General features: G+C 61.7%; 21 protein-coding genes. 13 read left to right on the forward strand and 8 right to left on the reverse strand.

Features of this window, described 5'->3' with window-relative positions; genetic code table 11:
• The first annotated feature begins 42 nt into the window (after positions 1 to 42).
• Entirely contained in the window at positions 43 to 855 is an 813-nt protein-coding gene (lgt, locus tag ABTV29_RS01330) for a prolipoprotein diacylglyceryl transferase (RefSeq protein ID WP_433768468.1), read from the forward strand.
• A gap of 48 nt (positions 856 to 903) precedes the next feature.
• A complete protein-coding gene (locus tag ABTV29_RS01335; RefSeq protein WP_433768469.1) occupies positions 904 to 1,875 on the forward strand; it encodes a thymidylate synthase in 972 nt (323 codons plus the stop codon).
• A gap of 125 nt (positions 1,876 to 2,000) precedes the next feature.
• Here ABTV29_RS01335 and cadR read toward each other — a convergent pair whose 3' ends face one another.
• On the reverse strand, positions 2,001 to 2,450 hold the full coding sequence (gene cadR / locus ABTV29_RS01340; RefSeq protein ID WP_433768470.1) for a Cd(II)/Pb(II)-responsive transcriptional regulator: 450 nt from the start codon (positions 2,448 to 2,450) through the stop codon (positions 2,001 to 2,003).
• 85 nt (positions 2,451 to 2,535) lie between these two features.
• On the opposite strand from cadR, the gene ABTV29_RS01345 reads away from it, so the two are divergent.
• The 6 genes from ABTV29_RS01345 (at position 2,536) to ABTV29_RS01370 (ending at position 10,492) form a co-directional block, all read left to right on the forward strand.
• Positions 2,536 to 4,791: a heavy metal translocating P-type ATPase gene (locus ABTV29_RS01345; RefSeq protein ID WP_433768472.1), complete on the forward strand. Its 2,256-nt coding sequence runs from the start codon at positions 2,536 to 2,538 to the stop codon at positions 4,789 to 4,791.
• A gap of 16 nt (positions 4,792 to 4,807) precedes the next feature.
• A complete protein-coding gene (locus ABTV29_RS01350) occupies positions 4,808 to 5,671 on the forward strand; it encodes a LysR family transcriptional regulator (RefSeq protein WP_433771715.1) in 864 nt (287 codons plus the stop codon).
• A 222-nt stretch (positions 5,672 to 5,893) separates the two neighbouring features.
• Positions 5,894 to 6,970 carry a putative 2-aminoethylphosphonate ABC transporter ATP-binding protein gene (locus ABTV29_RS01355; RefSeq protein WP_433768473.1) on the forward strand — a complete coding sequence of 359 codons (1,077 nt, stop codon included), beginning with the start codon at positions 5,894 to 5,896 and terminating at the stop codon, positions 6,968 to 6,970.
• Positions 6,970 to 8,694: a putative 2-aminoethylphosphonate ABC transporter permease subunit gene (locus ABTV29_RS01360; RefSeq protein ID WP_433768474.1), complete on the forward strand. Its 1,725-nt coding sequence runs from the start codon at positions 6,970 to 6,972 to the stop codon at positions 8,692 to 8,694. Before ABTV29_RS01355 ends, ABTV29_RS01360 begins: the two co-directional genes overlap by 1 nt.
• A 51-nt stretch (positions 8,695 to 8,745) precedes the next feature.
• Entirely contained in the window at positions 8,746 to 9,771 is a 1,026-nt protein-coding gene (locus ABTV29_RS01365) for a putative 2-aminoethylphosphonate ABC transporter substrate-binding protein (RefSeq protein ID WP_433768475.1), read from the forward strand.
• A 163-nt stretch (positions 9,772 to 9,934) separates the two neighbouring features.
• Positions 9,935 to 10,492 carry a phosphonate degradation HD-domain oxygenase gene (locus ABTV29_RS01370; RefSeq protein WP_433768476.1) on the forward strand — a complete coding sequence of 186 codons (558 nt, stop codon included), beginning with the start codon at positions 9,935 to 9,937 and terminating at the stop codon, positions 10,490 to 10,492.
• A 112-nt stretch (positions 10,493 to 10,604) separates the two neighbouring features.
• On the opposite strand, the gene ABTV29_RS01375 is transcribed toward ABTV29_RS01370, so the two are convergent.
• Positions 10,605 to 11,969: a GTPase/DUF3482 domain-containing protein gene (locus ABTV29_RS01375; protein ID WP_433768477.1), complete on the reverse strand. Its 1,365-nt coding sequence runs from the start codon at positions 11,967 to 11,969 to the stop codon at positions 10,605 to 10,607.
• Entirely contained in the window at positions 11,962 to 13,332 is a 1,371-nt protein-coding gene (locus ABTV29_RS01380; protein WP_433768479.1) for a DUF2868 domain-containing protein, read from the reverse strand. Before ABTV29_RS01380 ends, ABTV29_RS01375 begins: the two co-directional genes overlap by 8 nt.
• A 96-nt stretch (positions 13,333 to 13,428) precedes the next feature.
• Here ABTV29_RS01380 and ABTV29_RS01385 point away from each other — a divergent pair, with 96 nt between their 5' ends.
• Entirely contained in the window at positions 13,429 to 13,941 is a 513-nt protein-coding gene (locus ABTV29_RS01385; RefSeq protein ID WP_433768480.1) for a dihydrofolate reductase, read from the forward strand.
• 115 nt (positions 13,942 to 14,056) lie between these two features.
• Here ABTV29_RS01385 and ABTV29_RS01390 read toward each other — a convergent pair whose 3' ends face one another.
• A complete protein-coding gene (locus tag ABTV29_RS01390) occupies positions 14,057 to 15,448 on the reverse strand; it encodes an L-cystine transporter (protein WP_433768481.1) in 1,392 nt (463 codons plus the stop codon).
• 241 nt (positions 15,449 to 15,689) lie between these two features.
• Between ABTV29_RS01390 and ABTV29_RS01395 the strand changes: the two genes are divergently transcribed.
• Positions 15,690 to 16,745, forward strand: a complete 1,056-nt coding sequence (locus ABTV29_RS01395) for a haloacid dehalogenase-like hydrolase (RefSeq protein WP_433768482.1) — start codon at positions 15,690 to 15,692, stop codon at positions 16,743 to 16,745.
• 192 nt (positions 16,746 to 16,937) lie between these two features.
• Here the strand turns inward: ABTV29_RS01395 and ilvD are convergent, their stop codons facing one another.
• The 3 genes from ilvD to ABTV29_RS01410 form a co-directional block, all read right to left on the reverse strand.
• The gene (gene ilvD / locus ABTV29_RS01400) at positions 16,938 to 18,779 is read right to left on the reverse strand and encodes a dihydroxy-acid dehydratase (RefSeq protein WP_433768484.1); all 1,842 of its coding nucleotides are present in this window, start codon (positions 18,777 to 18,779) and stop codon (positions 16,938 to 16,940) included.
• Positions 18,780 to 19,143: 364 nt separating this feature from the next.
• Positions 19,144 to 19,602, reverse strand: a complete 459-nt coding sequence (locus ABTV29_RS01405; RefSeq protein WP_433768485.1) for an REP-associated tyrosine transposase — start codon at positions 19,600 to 19,602, stop codon at positions 19,144 to 19,146.
• A 206-nt stretch (positions 19,603 to 19,808) separates the two neighbouring features.
• On the reverse strand, positions 19,809 to 21,005 hold the full coding sequence (locus tag ABTV29_RS01410) for a class I SAM-dependent rRNA methyltransferase (protein WP_433768486.1): 1,197 nt from the start codon (positions 21,003 to 21,005) through the stop codon (positions 19,809 to 19,811).
• Positions 21,006 to 21,214: 209 nt separating this feature from the next.
• Here ABTV29_RS01410 and ABTV29_RS01415 point away from each other — a divergent pair, with 209 nt between their 5' ends.
• Genes ABTV29_RS01415 through ABTV29_RS01425 form a run of 3 tightly spaced genes read left to right on the forward strand, consistent with a single transcriptional unit; the run spans position 21,215 to position 23,277 of the window.
• Complete coding sequence (locus tag ABTV29_RS01415; protein WP_204354359.1) at positions 21,215 to 22,030, forward strand: HDOD domain-containing protein; 816 nt, start codon at positions 21,215 to 21,217, stop codon at positions 22,028 to 22,030.
• A gap of 60 nt (positions 22,031 to 22,090) precedes the next feature.
• The gene (gene mutM / locus ABTV29_RS01420) at positions 22,091 to 22,903 is read left to right on the forward strand and encodes a bifunctional DNA-formamidopyrimidine glycosylase/DNA-(apurinic or apyrimidinic site) lyase (RefSeq protein WP_433768487.1); all 813 of its coding nucleotides are present in this window, start codon (positions 22,091 to 22,093) and stop codon (positions 22,901 to 22,903) included.
• Between the two features lie 53 nt (positions 22,904 to 22,956).
• Entirely contained in the window at positions 22,957 to 23,277 is a 321-nt protein-coding gene (locus ABTV29_RS01425) for a multidrug transporter (RefSeq protein ID WP_433768488.1), read from the forward strand.
• 123 nt (positions 23,278 to 23,400) lie between these two features.
• Here the strand turns inward: ABTV29_RS01425 and ABTV29_RS01430 are convergent, their stop codons facing one another.
• A complete protein-coding gene (locus ABTV29_RS01430) occupies positions 23,401 to 23,652 on the reverse strand; it encodes a YfhL family 4Fe-4S dicluster ferredoxin (protein ID WP_085723842.1) in 252 nt (83 codons plus the stop codon).
• Between the last annotated feature and the right edge of the window lie 89 nt (positions 23,653 to 23,741).

Raw genomic sequence — 23,741 nt, forward strand, 5'->3', positions numbered from 1 at the left:
GCCCGGGTATTTTGAAGATTTGAACGCTTACAAGGAGTCGCAATGCTGCCTTACCCGCAGATCGATCCGGTGGCCCTGGCCATCGGTCCGCTGAAAATCCACTGGTACGGGTTGATGTACCTGATCGGCATTGGCGGCGCCTGGCTGCTGGCGTCCCGCCGCCTGAACCGCTTCGATCCGACCTGGACCAAGGAAAAACTCTCCGACATGGTGTTCTGGATGTCGATGGGGGTGATCGTCGGCGGACGCCTGGGCTACGTGCTGTTCTACGATCTGCACGCCTATCTGGCTAACCCGACCCTGATCTTCGAGGTCTGGAAAGGTGGCATGTCGTTCCATGGTGGTTTCATCGGCGTGATGCTGGCGGCGCTGTGGTTCGGCAAGAAGAACAACAAGTCGTTCTTCCAGCTCATGGACTTCGTCGCGCCAATGGTGCCGATCGGCCTGGGCGCCGGGCGCATCGGCAACTTCATCAATGCCGAGCTGTGGGGCAAGCCGACCGACGTGCCGTGGGCGATGATCTTCCCGCCGTTCAGTGATCCGGCGCAGTTGCCGCGCCACCCGTCGCAGCTGTATCAGTTCGCGCTCGAAGGCGTGGCACTGTTCCTGATCCTGTGGCTGTTCTCGCGCAAGCCACGGCCGACCATGGCAGTGTCCGGCATGTTCGCGCTGTTCTATGGCATCTTCCGATTCATCGTCGAATTCGTCCGCGTCCCGGACGCGCAGCTGGGCTATCTGGCCTGGAACTGGCTGACCATGGGCCAGGTGCTGTGCGTGCCGATGATCCTCGGCGGTCTGTTGCTGATCTGGCTGGCCTATCGCCGTGCACCGGCAGCGCCCGCGGCAGCCGTATAAATTCGAACCCCGCAGCGGCTGCTGCGGGTTCAAGGACACAGGTAACTCATGAAGCAATATCTCGAACTGGTCGCCCACGTCATCAAGAACGGCACCAAGCAGGCCAACCGCACTGGTGTGAACACCATCAGCTTTCCCGGCGCGATGCTGCGTTATGACCTGCAGGAAGGTTTCCCGGCGATCACCACCCGCAAGCTGGCCTTCAAATCGGCCATCGGCGAAATGTGCGGTTTTCTGCGTGGCGTGAACAACGCCGCTGAATTCCGCGCGCTGGGCTGCAAGGTCTGGGACCAGAACGCCAACGAAAACGCGCAATGGCTGGCCAACCCGTTCCGTCAGGGCGAAGACGACCTCGGCGAAATCTACGGCGTGCAATGGCGCAAATGGCCGGCGTACAAACAGATTCCGCGCAGCAACCAGGCCGCCATCGAGCAGACGCTTAAGCAGGGCTATCGCCAGATCGCCGAAGGCGAGGAAGACGGCCAGGCCTATGTGGTGCTGTACAAGGCCATCGATCAGGTGCGTCAGTGTGTCGACACCATCATCAACGACCCGGGCAGCCGCCGCATCCTGTTCCACGGCTGGAACTGCGCGCAGCTCGATGAAATGGCCCTGCCGCCGTGCCACCTGCTGTACCAGTTCCACCCGAATGTCGAGACCAAAGAGATCTCTCTGACACTCTACATCCGCTCCAACGACCTGGGCCTGGGCACGCCGTTCAACCTCACCGAAGGCGCTGCCCTGCTGAGCCTGATCGGGCGCCTGACCGGCTACACGCCGCGCTGGTTCACCTATTTCATCGGCGACGCCCACGTCTACGAAAACCACCTGGACATGCTCAACGAACAGCTCAAGCGCGAGCCGTTGCCGGCGCCGAAGCTGGTCATCAGTGACCGTGTGCCGGAGTTTGCCAAGACAGGTGTCTATCAGCCGGAATGGCTGGAGCTGGTAGAGCCGGGCGACTTCTCGCTGGAAGGCTATGAGCACCATGCGCCGATGACGGCGCCGATGGCGGTCTGAAGCCAAACACCAATCAATTGTGGGAGCGAGCCTGCTCGCGATAGCGGTTTATCAGTCACATCATTGTTGGATGTGCCACCGTCATCGCGAGCAGGCTCGCTCCCACATTTGTTTTTGGGTGAGGCTTAATGGCCGTGACTACGCCCCACATGCGAATGCTCCACCTCCGTCGCCACCACCCCGCCACTCACTTCCAGCCGCTGCAAAATCCCGCATTGATCGATTTCCGGCCCTTCGCCGCAGCGTTGGCGCAGGTCGAGCAGTTGCGTCTGTAGCGCCAGCAGCCCGTCGATCCGTGCCTTGACGTGATGAATGTGTTCGTCGATCAGCGCATTGACGCTTTCGCACTGGTCCTGCGGGCTGTCGCGAAAGGCCAGCAGGCTGCGGATCTCTTCCAGGGTCATGTCCAGGGTGCGGCAGTTGCGGATGAAGGTCAGGCGTTCGGCGTGGGCCTGGGTGTAGACGCGATAGTTGCCTTCGCTGCGGGCCGGTTCCGGCAGCAGGCTTTCGCGTTCGTAGTAGCGGATCGTTTCTACCGCGCAATCCGTGAGTTTCGCCAGCTCTCCGATCTTCATGACGATGATCTCCAAAAAGGGTGCTTGACCCTATAGTCGCTACAGGGTCTTTACTTGGCAACAGGTACTCTTATGGACGAAACCAATGAGCGATTCCCTGCATGTTCACAAACCCGGCGACGGGCACGATCACAGTCACAAACTGCAGCCTGTGCACAAACATTCCCACGGCGGTGATTCCTGCTGTTCCTCCAAGGCTGCAGCGCCTGCGCTGATCCGGTTGAGCGAAGCGCCCAGCGCCGATGCGCGGCGCAGCAACTTCCGCATCGAGGCCATGGACTGCCCGACCGAACAAACGCTGATTTCGAACAAGCTAGGAAAACTGACCGGCGTACAGCAGCTGGAGTTCAATCTGATCAATCGGGTGCTCGGTGTGACCCATAATCTCCCCAATACCGTACCTATCATTGATGCCATCCAGTCCCTCGGCATGCAGGCCGAGCCGCTGGAAGAAGGTGTCGAACCACCGGCCCCGGCACCTGAAAAGAAACACTGGTGGCCCCTGGCGCTTTCCGGCGTAGGTGCGCTGCTGGCCGAAGTGATCCACTTCACCGGTGTCGCGCCGAACTGGGTGGTGGCGGTCATCGCCCTGGTCTCGATCCTCAGCGGTGGCCTGGGTACCTACAAAAAGGGCTGGATCGCCCTGAAGAACCTCAATCTGAACATCAACGCGCTGATGAGCATCGCGGTGACCGGCGCGATCCTCATTGGCCAGTGGCCGGAAGCGGCGATGGTGATGTTCCTGTTCACCGTGGCCGAGCTGATCGAGGCTCGCTCGCTGGACCGCGCGCGCAACGCGATCAGCGGCCTGATGCAGATGACGCCGGAGCAGGCCACGGTGTTGCAGGTCAATGGCAGTTGGGCCGAACAGGATGTGAAGAGCGTCGATCCTGGCGCCCGCGTGCGGGTGAGGCCCGGCGAGCGCATCGCGTTGGACGGTGAAGTGCTCAGCGGCAGCTCCACCATCGATCAGGCGCCGATTACCGGGGAAAGCCTGCCGGTGGAGAAAACCGTCGGCGACAAGGTGTTCGCCGGCACCATCAATCAGGCCGGCTCGCTGGAATACGCGGTGACCGCTGCGGCTAGCCATTCGACGCTGGCGCGGATCATCCACGCCGTGGAACAGGCCCAGGGTGCGCGGGCGCCGACCCAGCGATTCGTCGATCAATTCTCGAAGATCTACACCCCGGCGGTATTTGTGCTTGCCTTGGCCGTGGCGCTCATTCCACCGCTGTTCATGGGCGCTGCCTGGTTCGACTGGATCTACCGCGCGCTGGTGCTGCTGGTAGTGGCTTGCCCGTGCGCGCTGGTGATTTCCACCCCGGTGACTATCGTCAGCGGCCTCGCTGCGGCGGCGCGCAAAGGCATTCTGGTCAAGGGTGGCGTGTATCTGGAGGGCGGTTTCAAGCTCGACTATCTGGCGTTGGACAAGACCGGGACCATCACCCACGGCAAACCGGTGCAGACCGACTACCTGCCGCTCGACCCGACCGCCGAAGCCACGGCTCCGGCCCTGGCGGCAGCACTGGCCGGGCGTTCCGATCACCCGGTATCGCTAGCCATCGCCAATGCCGCTGTGGATAAACAGCTGGCGCAGCTGACTGTGGATAACTTCCAGGCGCTGGGCGGTCGTGGGGTACGCGGCGATATCAACGGCCAGACCTTCCACCTGGGTAACCATCGACTGGTCGAAGAGTTGGGCCTGTGCTCGCCCGCACTGGAAGAAAAACTGTTCGCGCTGGAGAAACAGGGCAAGTCCGTGGTGCTGCTGCTCGACCGGTCCGGCCCGTTGGCGCTGTTCGCCGTGGCGGACACGGTCAAGCAAACCAGCCGAGAAGCCATCGGCCAATTGCACGAGCTGGGGGTGAAAACCCTGATGTTGACCGGCGACAACGTCCATACCGCCCAGGCGATTGCGGCGCAGGTGGGTATCGATCAGGCCCGGGGCGATTTGCTGCCGACTGACAAACTGCAAGCCATCGAAGCGCTGTATGCGCAGGGGCACCGCGTCGGCATGGTCGGTGACGGCATCAACGACGCGCCGGCGCTGGCGCGTTCCGAGATCGGTTTCGCCATGGCCGCCGCCGGTACCGATACCGCCATCGAAACCGCCGATGTCGCCCTGATGGACGACGATCTGCGCAAAATCCCGATGTTCATTCGTCTGTCGCGGGATACGTCGAGCATCCTCAAGCAGAACATCGCGCTGGCGCTGGTCATCAAAGCGATCTTTCTTGGGGTAACCTTCGCCGGGCTCGCTACCATGTGGATGGCAGTGTTTGCCGACATGGGCGTGAGCCTGTTGGTGGTGTTCAACGGTTTGCGCCTGCTGCGCAAATAGACGAAGAGGGATGGTTGTGCTGAGTGCCGAGCTGAAGGCGTTTTACATGGTTGCCCGCCTGGGCAGCATTACCCTGGCAGCGAAGAAGCTCGGCCTGAGCCAGCCCACGGTGACCACCCAGATCCGGCATCTGGAAAGCCAGTACTCGGTGGAGCTGTTCTACCGTGGCGGCCGCCGCCTGAGTGTCAGCGAAGAGGGCGCGCGGCTGCTGCCGATGGTCAAGGCGCTGATGCAACAGGAAGCCGACATCGAGTTTTTCCTGCGCAACAGCGGTCAGGTCCAGGGCACGTTGCGCATCGCCGCCACAGCGCCGTATTACATCCTCGACCTGGTAAAAACCTTTCGCGAACGCCTGCCCCAGGTGGAAGTGTCGGTGGAGATCGGCAATTCCCAGCAGGTGCTCGAAGCGTTGGAGGAATACCGGGTCGATGTCGCGGCGTCCTCGCAGTTGCTGGAGGATGCGCGGTTGATTCGGCGGGTGCTCGGCAGCGATCCACTGGTGCTGGCGGTGCATCGCAATCACCCGCTGGCGGTGCACAACCATGTGCCCCTGAGCGCATTGGCCGGGCATACCTTGTTGATGCGTGAGCCGGGCTCGACCACCCGACGCATGACCGAAGAGTTGCTGGCAGGCGCGGGGGTGAATCTGGGGCCGTTGCTGGAGATTGGCAGCCGGGAGTCGATCCGCGAAGCGGTGTTGCGCAACATCGGCATCAGCCTCATCGCCCGCCAGGAAGTGCCCCATGACCCGCAGCTGCGGGTGCTGACCATCGAGAATGCGCCCTTGTTGCCGGAGTATCTGTACTGTCTCAAGGAGCGAAAGAACGCACGCTTGCCGGCGGCTTTTCTTGGGGTGGCGCAGGAAATGTCTCCGGCCTGAGATCTTCATTGCCTTCACTGGCCCCATCGCGAGCAGGCTCGCTCCCACAGTTGACGGCGTTCCTCTGTGGGAGCGAGCTTGCTCGCGATGGCGGCAGTTCAGGCCACACAAAACCTGAACCAAAATCCGCGAATACCACTATCGGCCGTTTTTGCCTCACTGCCATATGACGGACGCATTACAACTCTAGGATGGCCTGCATCTGTTAGATGAGGTCCGTCCATGAACAACTCGATCGCCACTGCCCTGACCAATCCCGGCGCGCCCATGAAAGTACGCGGCGTGCACAAGCGTTTCGGTGCCTTCACCGCGCTGGATAACGTGTCCCTCGACGTGGCGGCCGGTGAGCTGGTGTGCCTGCTCGGGCCTTCCGGGTGTGGCAAGACCACCTTGCTGCGCTGCATCGCCGGTCTTGAGCGCCAGGATAGCGGCGAGTTGTACCTGGGCGATCGCGACGTTTCCGACCTCGCACCTCAAGCCCGGGACTACGGCATTCTGTTTCAGTCCTACGCCCTGTTTCCCAATCTCACCGTCGAAGCGAACATTGCCTACGGCCTGGCCAACGCCAGCCGCGACGAAGTGCGCCAGCGTGTCGCGCAGATGCTCGAACTGGTCGGCCTGAGCGGTAGTGAAAAAAAGTACCCGGGCCAGTTGTCCGGCGGTCAGCAGCAACGGGTCGCACTGGCCCGGGCCCTGGCGCCCGCGCCGTCGTTGTTGTTGCTGGACGAACCGATGTCGGCCCTCGACGCCCGCGTGCGCGAGCACCTGTGCACCGAGCTGCGCCAGCTGCAACGGGAGCTGGGCATCACCACCCTGATGGTCACCCACAATCAGGACGAGGCCATGCTGATGGCCGACCGCATTGCCGTGATGAACAACGGCAAGGTCGAGCAGTACGCCACGCCGCAGGAAATCTACAACCGCCCGGCCACGCCGTTCGTGGCGGAGTTCGTCGGCCAGGGCAACTGGTTGCCGTTCGACAGCGGCAGCGACAGCCACGCCCGGGTCGGCGGGATGAACATGCGCCTGGTCGACGGCAGCGCCAAGACCAGCTCCGGCCGTCTGTTCTGCCGTCCGGAGGCGATCAACGTCAACCCGCTGGTGCACGAAGAAAACCTGTTCCCGGCCAAGGTTCGCGAAATCACCTTCCTCGGCAACCGCTGCCGCATGAGCTTCGAACTTGACCATCTGCCGGGCCACGCCTTGCTGGCCGAGCTGGCGCCGGAAGCCATGCCGCGTCTTGGCGCGCAGCAAATCATGGTCGCCTTGCCACCGCGCAGCCTGCAGGTGTTTGCCTGATGAGCGCGAACATCGCACTGCCGCTGCCGCGCAAGCAGGTTCGGCAGGCTTCTCGTGCCGAAATCGGCGACCGGATTTTCGTGGTCGGCGGTAAAGTCCTGCTGCTGGTGCTGCTCGGCGTCGCCGTATTGATGCCGTTGCTCGCCATCTTCTGGCGTGGCTTCAGTTCCGAAGCCGGGCAGGGTGGTGGATGGGTCGCAGCGAGGGAGCTGGTGACCAGTGCCAACTTCCACTGGCTGCTGGGCAATAGCCTGAAGGTTTCCCTCAGTGTCGCGGCCATCGTCGTACCGCTGGCCTACCTGTTTGCCTACGCCCTGCAACGCACCTTGATTCCGGGTAAAGGCATCTGGCGCGGCATTTCGCTGCTGCCCCTGATGGCGCCGTCGATGCTGCCCGGTATCGCGCTGGTTTATCTGTTCGGCAACCAGGGCATGCTGCGCGGTTTGCTCTCGGACAATATCTACGGCTTCTGGGGCATTGTTCTGGGTGAGGTCATCTACACCTTCCCACATGCCTTGATGATTCTGCTGTCAGCCCTGTCCCTGGCCGATGCGCGTCTGTTCGATGCCGCTTCCAGCATGGGCGCCAGTCCTGCCAAGGCCTTTCGCAGCATCACCTGGCCGGCCACCCGTCAGGCAGTGTTCGCCGCGTTCTGCCTGGTCTTCACCTTGACCATCACCGACTTCGGCGTGCCCGTGGTGGTCGGCGGTGACTATCAAGTGCTGGCGCTGGAAGCCTACAAGGCCGTGGTCGGCCAGCAGCAGTTCGGTCGCGGCGCCTTGATCGGCATGGTGTTGCTGTTGCCGGCGCTGTTCAGTTTTGGCGTCGATGCCTGGTTGCGTCGCCGTCATGGCGACTCCATGAGCGGTCGGGCGCAGGTCTTCAAACCGGCACCCTCGAACATGCGTGACGGCTGCTACCTGGGCATCGTGCTGCTGATCTGCGCCGCGTTGCTGCTGGTGTTCGGCATGGCGGTGTTCTCGTCCCTGGTGAAATTTTGGCCCTACAACCTGTCGCTGTCGCTCAACCATTACCAGTTCAACGACACCGCGGGCGGTGGCTGGCTGGCCTATGGCAACAGCGTGAAGATGGCGTTGTACACGGCGCTGATCGGCAGTGCGCTGATTTTCACCGGCGCCTACCTGATGGAAAAAAACCGGGGCCAGCGCGGCCTGAATCTGACCCTGCGCATGCTCAGTTTCGTACCGATGGCAGTGCCGGGCCTGGTGCTTGGCCTGGGTTACGTCTTCTTCTTCAACCTCACCGGCAACCCGCTGCACGTGTTCTACGGGAGCATGACTCTGCTGGTGGTCTGCACCATTGCTCACTATTTGACCACTGCCCAGATGACCGCCACCACGGCACTGCGCCAGCTCGACGCCGAGTTCGAAGCCGCCGCGCTGTCGCTGAAGGCGCCGCTGTATCGGCACTACCTGCGGGTCACCGTGCCGATCTGCCTGCCGGCGTTGCTGGACATCGTGCGCTACCTGTTCGTCTCGGCCATGACCACCGTCTCGGCGGCGATCTTCCTCTACAGCCCCGACACCATCCTCGCGGCGGTGGCGGTGCTGAACATGGACGATGCCGGCAACGTCGGCGGCGCGGCGGCGATGTCGACCCTGATTCTGTTCACCTCGGCGGGTGTGTCCCTGCTGCTGGCCTGGGCTTCGCGCGGTTTGCTGCGCCGCTCCCAGGCCTGGCGGCAGACCGCGCCCGGTCATTGATTGCCTGCTCCTAAAACCAAAAGCCCCTCAACTCAAAAACAGGAAAAGATCATGTTCAAGCCTATGGCCCTGGCCGCTGCTGTCCTCACCGCTTTCAGCCTGAACGCTTTTGCGGCAAAAACCGAGTTGACGGTGTACACCGCCCTCGAATCCGAACAACTGAAGACCTATAAAGAAGCCTTCGAGAAAGCCAACCCGGACGTCGAGATCAAGTGGGTACGCGATTCCACCGGCATCATCACTGCCAAGCTGCTGGCCGAGAAGGAACGCCCACAGGCTGACGCGGTGTGGGGCCTGGCCGCTTCGAGCCTGGCGATCCTCGATCAGCAAGGCATGCTGCAAAGCTACGCGCCAAAAGACCTGGGCAAGATCGGCGGCAACTACCGCGACGCCGCCAACCCGCCTGCCTGGGTCGGCATGGATGTCTGGGCCGCGACCATCTGCTTCAACACCGTCGAAGCCGAGAAGCAGGGCCTGACCAAGCCAGTGAGCTGGCAGGACCTGACCAAGCCTGAGTACAAGGGCAAGATCGTCATGCCGAACCCGGCTTCGTCCGGCACCGGTTTCCTCGACGTCAGCGCCTGGTTGCAGACCTTCGGCGAGAAGCAGGGCTGGCAGTACATGGACGACCTGCACCAGAACATCGGCCAATACGTTCACTCCGGCTCCAAGCCGTGCAAACTGGCGGCGGCGGGTGAATTCCCGATCGGCATTTCCTTCGAATACCCGGCCGTCCAACTCAAGCGCCAGGGCGCGCCGCTGGACATCATCCTGCCGAAGGAAGGCCTGGGCTGGGAGATCGAAGCCACCGCCGTGATCAAAGGCACCCCGCATGAAGACGCGGCGAAGAAACTCGCCGACTTCTCCGCCAGCCCGCAAGCGATGGAGCTGTACAAAGAGAACTTCGCCGTACTCGCCCAACCGGGCATCGCCAAGCCGCAGACCGAATTGCCGGCCGACTATGAGCAGCGTTTGATCAAGAACGACTTTGCCTGGGCCTCGAAGAATCGTGACGAGATCCTGACCGAGTGGCGCAAGCGCTATGACGGCAAGTCCGAGAAAGTGGCGGCCAAGTAAGATCTTCGTCGGCTGACAGGGCCTCATCGCGGGCAAGCCCGCTCCCACAGGGATTGTTGGTGTTCACGCAATTTGTGTCTCACCGAAAAACCTGTGGGAGCGGGCTTGCCCGCGAAAGCGGTCTACGATTCACCACACATCCCACTTCATCGAGAGACTTCTGATGAACCCCAACGAACAAACCGTCGCCAGGGTCTTCGCCCTGTACGAGCGCTTTGGCGATGCCGATTACATCGGTGAGCCGGTATCGCAGATCGAGCACATGTCCCAGGCCGCGCAGTGCGCAATGGCCGAAGGCTTCGATGACGAAGTGGTGCTCGCCGCATTCTTCCACGACATCGGACACATCTGCGCCGAAGGTGCGGAAAACATGGGCGGCTTTGGCGTGGTCAGCCATGAACGGCTGGGCGCCGACTACCTGCGCAGCGCAGGTTTCAGCGAACGCATGGCGCGCCTGGTGGAGTACCACGTCCAGGCCAAGCGCTACTTGACGCTGAGGGAGCCGGGTTACTACGACCGCTTGAGCGAGGCCAGCCGCCGTACGCTGGAGTATCAGGGCGGGGTGATGACCAACGCCGAAGCCGATGCCTTCGAGCAGGACCCGTTGTGCGAAGTGAGTCTGCGCATGCGCCAGTGGGATGAACTGGCCAAGGAGATGCACGTGCCGGTGATTGATCTGGGCATCTTGAAGGAAAAGGCGGCGCGTTTGTTGGCTGTATAAAACCTCTGGACCGAGGCGCGGCTTTCGCGAGCAGGCTCGCTCCCACAGGGAAATGCGATCAACTGTGGGAGCGAGCCTGCTCGCGAAGGGGCCAGTTCAGACACGACAGTGTTTATAGTTGCCCCGCCAATTCCTCAACTTGCTCCTGCCGCTCCGCCTGATTCAGCTTCGCGTGGGCATTCAACGACGACCACTGCGGATGCGCCCGCGCTTTGGTCAGGGCTTCCGGCAGCTTGCCTTCGCGCCAGGTCTTGTCCTGAGGCGTGGCGACTTGAATGCTGTCCATCGCCGCATGGCCACGGGCATCCAGCGCTTGCAGCAGTTGACGCTGCCGCAGCGCCAATAGCCGCAGCACATTGTCATCGACGGTCAGTTCACGCTGCCCCTTGATCTTGCCCAGCAAGCGACTGCCATAACTGCGCGCCGTTTGCAGGGCGCCACCGGCGATGGCTCCGGCCAGGGCGGCGGCGCCGAGGGTAATGCCCCCCACCAGCAAGTCGACCCCGGCCCCGGCGGCTGCGCCGGCTGCGATCCCGCCACCTACCCGCACACCCAATTGCTTGAGGGTTTCCGGGTTGAACAGATCATCGCCCCAGCGACCGTCCAGCAGCGGCAAGTCACTGGCCGCCGCGTCCTGCGGGCGGAAGGCATAGAGCTTGAGCAAGGCTTCGACGCAACGCTGTTCCCGCTGGCGAACGGCTTTGCGCAGCTCGCTGATGGCCTGCTGTTCTTGTTCCGCATCGCTGACCACGCTGCGCCGGCAAGCAGCGCAGTCGATCAACAATTCGGCGATCAACCGCGCCGCACTCTGCTGCCGCGCCTGGCGTTGCGCCTGTTGATCGGCAATCAACCGCTCCAGCTGCGGGCGGGCGTGTTCGAGCAGGAGCGCGAGGCTTTCATAGAGTCGGCGTTCGCCATCCTCCGGAGGCGCCACGCTGTCGAAACGCACCAGCGCATGCAGGCCCAGACGCGCCAGCGCTTCACGCCACGCCGGTTCGCGGTGATTGTCGCTGCTGACGAAATTCAGCACCGGCAGCAGTGGTTTTCCACAGCCAGCCAGCACTTCAAGTTCATCGCGGTACTTGGCCAATACCGGCTCGCGGGCGTCGATCACATAGAGGCCGGCATCGCAGGTCAGCAGCTGCCGCAGCACCTTGGCTTCCTGTTCGAAACGCTGCCGCGCTTCGCTGCCTTCAAGGAAGCGCGCCAGTCGTGCCGGACCGTCCAGGCGTTCGCCGGGGCGCTCAAGGCGTTCGAGATAGTCGAGCAGGGCGATGGCGTCTTCCAGCCCTGGCGTGTCGAACAGGTCGAGCAAGGGCTCGCCGTCCACGGATAAACGAGCACCCTCTACATGCCGCGTGGTGCTGGGGCGATGGGAGACTTCGCCGAAACCGACATCGCGGGTCAGGGTGCGCAGCAAGGAGGTTTTGCCGACGTTGGTGTGGCCGACCACGGCGAGTTTCAGAGGTTTAGTCATGACCCGTCTCCAGCCAATTCAACGGCGCGCTGTCGGCAAAGGGCAGTTCCAGCTGTTGCAGGGCGGCATGCCAATCACCGAGGCGGTCGGCATCCAGCGCTTCACCGGGCGGCGCCTGCAACAGCCAGACGCGGGTGGCGCTGGCGTTGCGGGCCAGCTCGGCGATCAACGCCAGGCTGCCGCGATCCGGCGAGCGCCTTGGATCGCAGGCAATCGCCAGGCGGGCCGGGGGAAAACGGCTCAACTGTTCGAGCAATTTGTGCCGCGATTCGCGGCTGTCGAGGATGCCGGCATTGCTGACATTTTTCGGCAGTTGCGGCGGCCATGGGCGCTCGTCGTCCAGTTCGATGGCCACCAGCAATGCACCTTCGCTCTGCGCTTCGCTGACCCCGCTTTCGACCCGGTGAAGTTGCTCGGGCGCCGCATCGCTGATGCCCAGGCGTTCGCTGGTGGGCATCAGGCGCTCGCGCAGTTGCGCGTAGCCGGGCAGGTTCAAATCGAGCTGCAAGGCGGCGCGACCGGTTTTCCAGCGCCACAGGCAAAACAGCGCCAGCAGCAGGCGCGGCAATACGCCGTAAACCAGCAACACCCCAACCAGCCAGGCGGCCCAGGCCTGCCGGGCGCTTTCGATGTTCAGCGCGGCATCGCCACTGGCGCGGATCATCTCGACCGAAGGCACGCTGAAGCCGAGCAGGGCCGGCAGGGCGCCGAGGCCTTGGGTCATGGTGATAAAAGTATCCGCGCCGAGGATGGTGGTTTCCCAGACGAAACCGTAGCGCCGGGTAGCCATCAACGTCAGCAGCATCACCAGCGCACTGAGCATCGCCAGCAGCCACAAGCCATTGACCAGCACGCCGATGGCCCAGCGATTGAGCTTCTGTCGTTGCAGCAACAAGAGCAGGGCGGGTGCCAATTGCGCGGCCTTGGCGTCCCGGGCGAGTTTTTCACTGAGCCACAGCCACAGGCGCCCGAGGCTGGCGCCGTGTTCGCCGGCAAACACCAGGCCGAACGCCCAACTCAACAGCAGGATCAGATTCAGTCCAAGGAGGCTGCCCAAGGCCCAGAACACATTGACCGGCGTCTGTCCGTCACCCAGTGCGGCGAACGCAAGGCCGGCGCCGCTGACCACGGCCAGCACCGCCAACACGAGCAGGGCCAGTCGCGCGCCTTGCAGCCAATGCATGAGCGCGCTGCTCAAGCCATCCCGTTCGGCCAGCCACAGGGCACGGCGTTGAATGCGTGTCGATAGATCGCCGCCGGCGTTGCGGGCCAGGCGATTGGCTTCCAGATCTTCCAGGGGCCCGGCGTGTTCTTCGCGCAGGCGGATGGTTTCTGTCAGCCATAGGTTATTCAGTTCAGTCACGCGGCATCCCGTCGCTTAATTGAGCTGTGAGCATAACCGCTGTGGCGCTTGTCGGGGTGAGTTGCGGGATGTTGAGCCTCTGGTATCCTCGCCAGCATGAAAAAAACACTTACTCTTAGTCTGATCGCAGCTCTCGGTGAAAACCGTGTGATTGGCGTGAACAACACCATGCCTTGGCACCTGCCGGGCGATTTCAAATATTTCAAAGAAACAACGCTCGGCAAGCCGATCATCATGGGTCGCAAGACCTGGGATTCCCTTGGGCGTCCGCTGCCGGGGCGTCTAAACATCGTGGTTAGTCGCCAAGCCGAACTGCAGTTGGAAGGGGCGGAGGTTTATCCGTCACTAGAAGCTGCGGTGGTTCGGGCTGAAGAGTGGGCTCGTGAGCAGTGTGTCGACGAAGTAATGCTAATTGGTGGAGCGCAGTTGTATACGCAAGGTCTGCCACACGCTGATCGGTTGTACCTTACTAGTGTTGCGTTGAGTCCAGAGGGTGATGCGTGGTTCCCGGAATTCGATTCGAAGCAATGGAAACTGGTATGGGACAAGCCCAATCCGACTGAAGGCGACAAACCGGCGTATACATTTGAGGTTTGGGAGAAAGCCTAAAAGCATCGCGGGCAAGCCTTGCTCCCACAGGGTTTGAGTCGTACGCAATATTTGCGGTCGACATTAAACCTGTGGGAGCAAGGCTTGCCCGCGATAGCAATCTATCTAACGACGCTTAAGCGTGAGCCAACGCCGAATGCTCATCCGCCTCCAGCAGTTCCTTATCCGTCTGCTGCATCACCTGGCTGGTAATCGCACCAGCCGTGATCGAACCACTCACGTTCAACGCCGTGCGCCCCATATCGATCAACGGCTCGACCGAAATCAGCAACGCTACCAGTGACACCGGCAAACCCATCGCCGGCAGCACGATCAGCGCGGCAAAGGTCGCACCGCCACCCACCCCGGCCACTCCGGCCGAACTCAAGGTCACAATCGCCACCAGCGTCGCGATCCACAGCGGGTCCAGCGGGTTGATGCCCACGGTCGGCGCCACCATCACTGCCAACATCGCCGGGTACAGGCCGGCGCAACCGTTCTGGCCGATGGTCGCGCCGAACGACGCGGCGAAACTGGCGACCGACTGCGGGATGCCCAGGCGGCTGGTCTGTGCTTCGATGCTCAACGGAATGGTCGCGGCGCTCGAACGGCTGGTGAAGGCGAACGTCAGTACCGGCCAGATCTTGCGGAAGAAACGCAGCGGATTGATCCCCGCCGCGGACACCAGCACGCCATGGACGACAAACATCAGGCCCAGGCCGATGTAGGACACCACCACGAAACTGCCGAGCTTGATGATGTCCTGCAGGTTGGAACCGGCCACCACTTTGGTCATCAGCGCCAACACACCGTACGGCGTCAGCTTCATCACCAGACGCACCAGGCGCGTCACCCAGGCTTGCAGGGTGTCGATGGCGTTGATCACTTTTTGACCTTTTTCCACGTCATCCTTGAGCAGTTGCAGCGCTGCGACACCCAGGAAGGCGGCGAAAATCACCACGCTGATGATCGACGTCGGCTTGGCCCGCGCCAGATCGGCGAACGGGTTTTGCGGGATGAACGACAACAACAGCTGCGGCACATTCAGGTCGGCGACCTTACCGGCGTAATCGGACTGGATGATTTGCAGGCGGGCCAGTTCCTGGGTGCCAGCCACCAGGCCTTCAGCCGTCAGGCCGAACAGGTTGGTCAGGCCGATGCCGATCAGCGCCGCGATGGCGGTGGTGAACAGCAGCGTGCCGATGGTCAGGAAGCTGATTTTGCCCAGCGACGTCGCATTGTGCAGACGGGCCACGGCGCTGAGGATCGAGGCAAACACCAGCGGGATGACGATCATTTGCAGCAACTGCACGTAACCGTTGCCCACCAGATCGAACCAGCCGATCGAAGCTTTGAGCACTGGGTTGCCGGTACCGTAGACCGTGTGCAGCGCGACACCGAAGACCACGCCCAGCACCAGGGCGAGCAGGACTTTCTTTGCCAGACTCCAAGTGGTGTGGCGGGTTTGTGCCAGGCCCAGGAGCAGGGCGAGGAACACCAACAGATTGAGAATCAGCGGCAGATTCATTGGAACTCCCATTAGACATGTGCCAGCTGCCTTCCGGGGCAGCTGCGAACCGGCAAGCCTAACAGCTTGAAATCTAATGAATTAATATCAAAAACGACTTGAAACTGTCGTTTTTGGAATAAGAGGGTGTCGCCCTCAGGGATGCATCTGGCGCGAAGGGCATGATGACGGTCGCTGACAGACGAGGACTGTCACACATATTTGTTAGCGTCGATGTCTTTCACTCAGGGAGATTTTGCCGATGAAGTTCGCACCGAATTTGCTCGCTGCCGCACTTTGCCTGGGCCTCGCCAGCCAGGCATTCGCAACGGATTTGAAGCACTGGCCGGCCGATCAGGCCAAGGCGCTGGACGCGATGATCGCGGCCAACGCCAACAAGGGTAACTACGCGGTGTTCGACATGGACAACACCAGTTACCGCTACGACCTCGAAGAGTCGTTGCTGCCGTTCATGGAGAACAAGGGCCTGATCACCCGCGACAAGCTCGACCCCTCCCTGAAGCTCATTCCGTTCAAGGACACCGCCGACCACAAGGAAAGCCTGTTCAGCTACTACTACCGCCTCTGCGAAGTCGACGACATGGTCTGCTACCCATGGGTCGCCCAGGTGTTCTCGGGCTTCACGCTCAAGGAACTCAAGGGCTATGTCGATGAGATGATGGCCTCCGGCAAGCCGGTGCCGGCCACTTATTACGAAGGCGATGTGGTCAAGAAACTCGACGTCAACCCGCCGAAGATCTTCACCGGCCAGCAAGAGCTCTACAACAAGCTCATGGAAAACGGTATCGAGGTCTACGTGATGACCGCCGCCTCGGAAGAGCTGGTGCGCATGGTCGCGTCCGATCCGAAGTACGGCTACAACGTCAAGCCGCAGAACGTGATCGGCGTGTCCCTGCTGCTCAAGGACCAAAAGACTGGCGAGCTGACCACCGCACGCAAGCAGATCACCGCCGGCAAATATGACGAGAAGGCCAACCTCGGCCTGGAACTGACCCCTTACCTGTGGACCCCGGCGACCTGGATGGCCGGCAAGCAGGCTGCGATCCTGACCTACATCGATGAATGGAAGAAACCGGTTCTGGTCGGCGGCGATACCCCGAGCAGCGACGGCTACATGCTGTTCCACAGCGTCGACGTGGCCAAGGGCGGCATCCACCTGTGGGTCAACCGCAAGGACAAGTACATGACCCAGATCCAAGGCATGATGGCCAAGAACGCCGCGGCCCAGGCCAAGGAAGGGTTGACGGTGACGGCGGACAAGAACTGGGTGATCGTGAAGCCTGAAGAGATCCAGTAAGGATCTGGATCCCCTGTAGGAGCGAGCATGCTCGCGATGGTCGTTAACGATAACGCTGGGTGCCTGACACCCAGCGGCGTTCTTCAGTCCATCGCGAGCATGCTCGCTCCTACAGGGGAAAGGTGAAAGGTGACCGGTAGAAACAAAATACCCCGCACTCGGCGGGGTATTTTTTTGTGCGACGGTTAAGGCTTACAGCCCGTCCAGCATCGCCTTGTTACGCACAGCACCCTTGTCGGCACTGGTCGCCAGCAGGGCGTAGGCCTTCAGGGCGGTGGTCACTTTACGTGGACGCACTTCCACTGGCTTCCAGCCTTTCTTGTCCTGCTCGACGCGGCGCGCGGCCAGTTCTTCGTCGCTGATCAACAGGTTGATCGAGCGGTTCGGAATGTCGATCAGCACTTTGTCGCCGTCCTGCACCAGACCAATCGCGCCACCGGCAGCGGCTTCCGGCGAAGCGTGGCCGATGGACAGGCCCGAGGTGCCGCCGGAGAAACGGCCGTCGGTGAGCAGGGCGCAGGCTTTGCCCAGGCCCTTGGATTTCAGGTACGAAGTCGGGTACAGCATTTCCTGCATGCCCGGGCCGCCTTTCGGACCTTCGTAGCGAATGATGACGATGTCGCCTTCCTTCACTTCGTCGGCGAGGATGCCGCGCACTGCGCTGTCCTGGCTTTCGAAGATCTTGGCGTTGCCTTCGAACACGTGGATCGACTCATCGACGCCCGCGGTCTTCACTACGCAACCGTCCAGCGCGATGTTGCCGTACAGCACGGCCAGGCCGCCTTCTTGCGAGTAGGCGTGCTCGACACTGCGGATGCAGCCGTTTTCACGGTCGTCGTCCAGGGTTTCCCAACGGGTCGACTGGCTGAACGCGGTTTGCGTCGGGATGCCTGCGGGACCGGCCTTGAAGAAGTGGTGTACCGCTTCGTCGTTGGTCTGGGTGATGTCCCACTTGGCGATGGCTTCTTCCATGCTGCGGCTGTGGACGGTCGGCAGCTGGGTGTGCAGCAGGCCGCCACGGGCCAGCGAGCCGAGGATGCTGAAGATCCCGCCGGCGCGGTGCACGTCTTCCATGTGGTACTTCTGGATGTTCGGCGCGACCTTGCACAGTTGCGGCACTTTGCGCGACAGGCGATCGATGTCGCGCAGGTCGAAGTCGATCTCGGCTTCCTGGGCGGCGGCCAGCAGGTGCAGGATGGTGTTGGTCGAACCGCCCATGGCGATGTCGAGCATCATGGCGTTTTCGAACGCCTGGAAGTTGGCGATGTTGCGTGGCAGCACCGACTGATCGTTCTCGCCGTAGTAACGCTTGCACAGCTCGACGATGGTGCGGCCGGCCTGCAGGAACAGCTGCTCGCGGTCGCTGTGGGTGGCCAGGGTCGAACCGTTGCCCGGCAGGGCCAGGCCCAGGGCTTCGGTCAGGCAGTTCATCGAGTTGGCGGTGAACATCCCGGAGCACGAACCGCAGGTCGGGCAGGCGCTGCGCTCGTACTCGGCAACCTTCTCGTCAGAAGCGCTGGAGTCGGCGGCGATCACCATGGCGTCAACCAGGTCCAGACCGTGGCTGGCCAGTTTGGTCTTGCCGGCTTCCATCGGGCCGCCGGACACGAAGATCACCGGGATGTTCAGGCGCAGGGCGGCCATCAGCATGCCGGGGGTGATCTTGTCGCAGTTGGAAATGCAGACGATGGCGTCGGCGCAGTGGGCGTTGACCATGTACTCGACGGAGTCGGCAATGATCTCGCGGCTCGGCAGCGAATAGAGCATGCCGTCGTGACCCATGGCGATGCCGTCATCGACCGCGATGGTGTTGAATTCCTTTGCCACGCCGCCGGCGCGTTCGATCTCGCGGGCGACCAGTTGGCCCAGGTCCTTGAGGTGGACGTGGCCCGGTACGAACTGGGTGAAGGAGTTGGCAATGGCGATGATCGGCTTTTTGAAGTCGTCATCTTTCATCCCCGTGGCGCGCCACAGAGCGCGGGCACCGGCCATGTTGCGGCCGTGGGTGGATGTTTTCGAGCGGTAATCAGGCATGAAGCACTCCGGGCGGCTAATCAGGTATCAAAAGGGAAGTGAGCTTCTAGTGACGTCTGGAGTACTCGGAAATGGCCGTGTGTCCATAGGTTGCCGATAACTTTGCGGGATCGCCGCGCGCTTCAGCTTGAGCTCATAAACCCGCCGGGGATGACTGGCGATGAATGTTCGCGATTCTACACGGCTGGCGGCTGGAGGGAATGCCCGCAAGCGTGGCGGCAGCATTCACAAGACGTGCGGACAGCTCTTTGTAGGAGCGAGCTCTGCTCGCGATGAACCTGAGAGCGCAACGGGGTGCCAGGTTGTCAGCGTTATCGTTGACGACCATCGCGAGCGAGCTCGCTCCTACAGTTCTGGGTGCGTGCTAGAGCCACATGGCATCCCATAGCGGGTAGTCACCTACGTGAGTGACCAGTCCGGCCCGCAGAGGGTTGGCGATGATATATCGGGCTGCTGCTTTTAGATCCTCCTCGTGACGCAGGGCTCGGTCGAAGTAGCCCTTTTGCCATACGGGAGCACACAAGTCTCGCTTCCGATTGATGAGACGTGCACAACGGGATTTAGTGGTCTGCATCAGTTTCGGCAAATCACCGTTATGCAATTCGACCAGCCAGTGAAAGTGATCTGGCATGACCACCCAAGCTATAGACGTGGCATTGCCGTCTTCTTGAGCTTTTCTGAACTCATTCACGACTAATCGCCCCACGCGCCAATCCTGGAAGATTGGTTGTCGCTCGTAGGTGACGGCTGTCAGCAGATAAATGCGTCCGGATTCCGAGTGGCGGCCGGTGCGTAAGCGGTGGGCTTTTGGCTTGCTGGACATTCCGTTGTCCTCTTCTGTGATTTGAAGAGAAACGGTAGGTGTGGGGTGGGAGGTTGTCGTTACGACAGTGGGTCAGGATATGTCTAGCACCCTGTAGGAGCGAGCTCGCTCGCGATGAATCCAAAGACGCCGCTGGGTGTCAGGCTTCCAGCGTTATCGTTGACGTCCATCGCGAGCAGAGCTCGCTCCTACAGAGGACTGGGTTGTTAGCTGTTAGGCAGCAACCGGCAAGTAATGCTCTTGATATAACGGGTTTCCGGGATTGCCGGATGCACCGGATGATCCGGACCCTGGCCGCCGCGTTCCAGCATCTGGATGTTGCGGTCCAGGTGGCGGGCGCTGGTCAGGAGGATGTTTTGCAGGTCGTCTTCCGGCAGGTGCATCGAGCAGGAGGCGCTGACAAGGATGCCGTCCTTGGTCAGCAGGCGCATGGCTTGCTCGTTCAGGCGGCGGTAGGCGCCTTCGCCATTCTTCATGTCTTTCTTGCGTTTGATGAAGGCAGGCGGGTCGGCCACGATCACGTCGAAGCGTTCTTCGCTGGCTTTCAGTTCCTTCAGGGCTTCGAAGACGTCGCCTTCGATGCAGGTCATCTTGTCGGCGAAGCCGTTCAGGGCGGCGTTGCGCTCTACACCGTCGAGGGCGAAGGCCGAGGCATCGACGCAGAACACTTCACTGGCACCGAATGCGGCAGCCTGAACGCCCCAGCCGCCGATGTAGCTGTACAGGTCCAGAACGCGCTTGCCCTTGGCGTAAGGTGCCAGGCGCGCGCGGTTCATGCGGTGGTCGTAGAACCAGCCGGTTTTCTGGCCCTGAATGACCGGGGCTTCGAATTTCACGCCGTTCTCTTCCAGCGCCACCCACTCCGGCACCAGGCCGAACACGGTTTCGACGTAGCGGGTCAGGCCTTCGGCGTCACGGGCGGCGGAGTCGTTCTTGAACAGAATGCCGCTTGGCTTGAGCACCTGGGTCAGTGCCGCGATCACGTCGTCTTTATGGGCTTCCATGGTTGCCGAAGCGATCTGCACCACCAGGATGTCGCCGAAACGGTCGACCACCAGGCCCGGCAGCAGGTCGGAATCGCCGTAGACCAGGCGGTAGAACGGCTTGTCGAACAGGCGATCGCGGATCGACAGGGCCACGTTCAGGCGATGCACCAGCAGCGACTTGTCCAGCGGCAACTTGATGTCGCGCGACAGGACACGGGCGCAGATCAGGTTGTTCGGGCTCATGGCAACGATGCCCAGCGGCTTGCCGCCGGCGGCTTCGAGGATCGCCTGATCGCCGGCCTTGAAACCGTGCAAAGGCGTAGCGGCTACATCGATTTCGTTGCTGTAGACCCACAAATGACCGTTACGCAGACGACGGTCGGCGTTGGCTTTGAGGCGCAGGCTAGGCAGGGACATGACGTCGCTCCGAAAAAAAGAGCGGGAGTATAACGCGTTGCAGGGCGGGCGGGTTCGACAGTAGACATGTGGTGAGGAACAGGTAACCCGAGATTTGGTATGTCGGATCCAACTTTTAGAAGCTAGAATCTGCCCCTGGCCCAGAGTGTGTACTTATGTCCCAAGAGTTGACTCCCGAACAGATCCATCAATCCCTGCAAGGCATCAGTGTGCCTGCCCAACCGCAGATCATGGTGGATCTGCAGATGGAGCAGTACATGCCCGATCCGGATCTGGACGTGATTGCGAAGCTGATTTCCCAGGATCCGGGGCTCTCCGGTTCCTTGCTGAAAATCGTCAACTCGCCGTATTACGGTTTGAGCAACAAGATCGCCTCGATCCAGCGCGCCGTGAATCTGTTGGGCAGTCGCTCGATCATCAACCTGATCAACGCGCAGTCGATCAAGGGCGAAATGAATGACGAAACCATCGTCACCCTGAACCGCTTCTGGGACACCGCGCAGGACGTGGCGATGACCTGCCTGACCCTGGCCAAGCGCGTTGGCGTGCAGGCGGGCGACGAAGCCTATGCCCTGGGCCTGTTCCACGACTGCGGCGTGCCGCTGATGCTCCAGCGTTTCCCCGACTACATGACGGTGCTGGAACAGGCTTATGCCAACGCCGGTCCTGATTGCCGGGTGGTGGACACCGAAAACAAGGCGTTCAACACCAACCACGCCGTGGTCGGTTATTACACGGCCAAGTCCTGGCGCCTGCCGGACCACGTTTCGGCCGCCATCGCCAACCACCACAACGCCCTGGCGATCTTCAGCGATGAGTCCTCGCGCCACAGTTCGCTGAAGAACCTGCTGGGCATCCTGAAGATGGCCGAACACATCTGTGCCTCCTACCGAGTGCTGGGCAGCCAGACCGAGGACCATGAGTGGGAGACCATCGGGCCTCTGGTGCTCGATTACGTCGGTCTGTCCGACTACGACTTCGAAAACCTCAAGCAAACGATCCGCGAGCTTGGCGCTCACCGCTGAGTGGCGGGATCTTCCTGTATTTCCAGGTCTCGACCAGAGCGCCTGATGTAGAGAATCGCCATGCCTGAACTGCCAGAGGTCGAAACCACCCGCCGCGGCATCGCCCCGCATCTGGAAGGCCAGCGCGTCAGCCGGGTGATCGTGCGTGACCGTCGCTTGCGCTGGCCGATTCCCGAGGACCTGGATGTGCGCCTGTCCGGCCAGCGCATCGTGCTGGTGGAGCGACGCGCCAAGTACCTGCTGATCAACGCTGAAGTCGGCACGTTGATCAGCCACTTGGGCATGTCGGGGAATTTGCGTCTGGTGGAGGTCGGCACGCCTGTAGCCAAGCACGAGCATGTGGACATTGAACTGGAGTCCGGCCTGGCCCTGCGCTACACCGATCCACGCCGGTTTGGCGCGATGCTCTGGAGCCTGGATCCGCTCAACCATGAACTGCTGATTCGCCTGGGGCCGGAGCCGCTGACCGACCTGTTCGACGGCGAACGTCTGTTCCAGCTGTCCCGCGGGCGTTCGATGGCGGTCAAGCCGTTCATCATGGACAACGCAGTGGTAGTGGGCGTGGGCAACATCTACGCGACCGAGGCGCTGTTTGCCGCCGGTATCGACCCGCGTCGCGAAGCCAAGGGCATTTCCCGCGCGCGGTATCTGAAGCTGGCGATCGAGATCAAACGCATCCTGGCCGCCGCCATCGAGCGCGGTGGCACCACGTTGCGGGACTTCATTGGTGGTGACGGCCAGCCGGGTTACTTCCAGCAGGAACTGTTCGTGTATGGCCGCGCCAATGAGGCATGCAAGGTCTGCGGGACGCAATTGCGGGAAGTGAAGCTGGGGCAGCGCGCCAGCGTCTTTTGCCCACGCTGCCAGACCTGAATGACCGACGGTCTATAGTCAGTGTTCTGACTGTCTCGCCGAAGGACCGTGCCATGAAGCTGCATAAAACCCTCGCCTTCGCTCTGTTGTTGAGCGTCGGCACTTCAGTCGCCGCCAGCAACGGCAGCGGCGATCCGCTCTACACCATCCATAATCCGCCGGCATACGCCATGATCGGCGATCTGCTGATCGCCCGGCCTTTGCTGGTGGTGGCGACGGTGATCGGTGCAGGGGTGTTTGTCGTGTCGTTGCCGTTCACTGCAATGGGTGGTGGCGTGGGTGATGCGGGGCAGGCGTTGGTTGTGGACCCGGCGAAAGCGGCGTTCGTGCGGTGTCTGGGGTGTATCGGGGAGGGGTTTGAGCAGACGGAGTGAGTCAGTGGCATCATTACTGGGGCTGACGGACTCATCGCGAGCAGGCTCGCTCCCACAGGGATACGCATTTCAACTGTGGGAGCGAGCCTGCTCGCGATGGGGGTGCGACAGACGCCAGATGTATCAAGCCTTACCGGTAATCTTCCGGTACTTCTCCATCAACTCCTCTTGAGTCTCCGGATGGGCTTCGTCCAGGGGGATGCAATCCACCGGGCAGACCTGCTGGCACTGTGGTTCGTCGTAGTGGCCGACACACTGTGTGCACAGGTTAGGGTCGATCACGTAGATCTCTTCGCCTTGGGAAATGGCGGCGTTCGGGCATTCAGGTTCGCAGACGTCGCAGTTGATGCAATCGTCGGTGATGATCAGGGACATGCTAACTCCAGCCGGGGCGGCGAGCCCGGGCGCAATAAATCAATGCGCGTAATTGTGCCGCATTGGCGCCCGCTGTGCACGCGGGCGCC

Source organism: Pseudomonas putida (assembly GCF_050989985.1).
Lineage (GTDB): Bacteria > Pseudomonadota > Gammaproteobacteria > Pseudomonadales > Pseudomonadaceae > Aquipseudomonas > Aquipseudomonas putida_AI.

Bases quoted from the DNA above. Each gene is read 5' to 3' on its own strand.
- lgt (WP_433768468.1), top strand. From the start codon at position 43: ATGCTGCCTTACCCGCAGATCGATCCGGTGGCCCTGGCCATCGGTCCG.
- ABTV29_RS01335 (WP_433768469.1), top strand. From the start codon at position 904: ATGAAGCAATATCTCGAACTGGTCGCCCACGTCATCAAGAACGGCACC.
- cadR (WP_433768470.1), bottom strand. From the start codon at position 2,450: ATGAAGATCGGAGAGCTGGCGAAACTCACGGATTGCGCGGTAGAAACG.
- ABTV29_RS01345 (WP_433768472.1), top strand. From the start codon at position 2,536: ATGAGCGATTCCCTGCATGTTCACAAACCCGGCGACGGGCACGATCAC.
- ABTV29_RS01355 (WP_433768473.1), top strand. From the start codon at position 5,894: ATGAACAACTCGATCGCCACTGCCCTGACCAATCCCGGCGCGCCCATG.
- ABTV29_RS01360 (WP_433768474.1), top strand. From the start codon at position 6,970: ATGAGCGCGAACATCGCACTGCCGCTGCCGCGCAAGCAGGTTCGGCAG.
- ABTV29_RS01365 (WP_433768475.1), top strand. From the start codon at position 8,746: ATGTTCAAGCCTATGGCCCTGGCCGCTGCTGTCCTCACCGCTTTCAGC.
- ABTV29_RS01370 (WP_433768476.1), top strand. From the start codon at position 9,935: ATGAACCCCAACGAACAAACCGTCGCCAGGGTCTTCGCCCTGTACGAG.
- ABTV29_RS01375 (WP_433768477.1), bottom strand. From the start codon at position 11,969: ATGACTAAACCTCTGAAACTCGCCGTGGTCGGCCACACCAACGTCGGC.
- ABTV29_RS01385 (WP_433768480.1), top strand. From the start codon at position 13,429: ATGAAAAAAACACTTACTCTTAGTCTGATCGCAGCTCTCGGTGAAAAC.
- ABTV29_RS01390 (WP_433768481.1), bottom strand. From the start codon at position 15,448: ATGAATCTGCCGCTGATTCTCAATCTGTTGGTGTTCCTCGCCCTGCTC.
- ABTV29_RS01395 (WP_433768482.1), top strand. From the start codon at position 15,690: ATGAAGTTCGCACCGAATTTGCTCGCTGCCGCACTTTGCCTGGGCCTC.
- ilvD (WP_433768484.1), bottom strand. From the start codon at position 18,779: ATGCCTGATTACCGCTCGAAAACATCCACCCACGGCCGCAACATGGCC.
- ABTV29_RS01405 (WP_433768485.1), bottom strand. From the start codon at position 19,602: ATGTCCAGCAAGCCAAAAGCCCACCGCTTACGCACCGGCCGCCACTCG.
- ABTV29_RS01410 (WP_433768486.1), bottom strand. From the start codon at position 21,005: ATGTCCCTGCCTAGCCTGCGCCTCAAAGCCAACGCCGACCGTCGTCTG.
- mutM (WP_433768487.1), top strand. From the start codon at position 22,091: ATGCCTGAACTGCCAGAGGTCGAAACCACCCGCCGCGGCATCGCCCCG.
- ABTV29_RS01425 (WP_433768488.1), top strand. From the start codon at position 22,957: ATGAAGCTGCATAAAACCCTCGCCTTCGCTCTGTTGTTGAGCGTCGGC.
- ABTV29_RS01430 (WP_085723842.1), bottom strand. From the start codon at position 23,652: ATGTCCCTGATCATCACCGACGATTGCATCAACTGCGACGTCTGCGAA.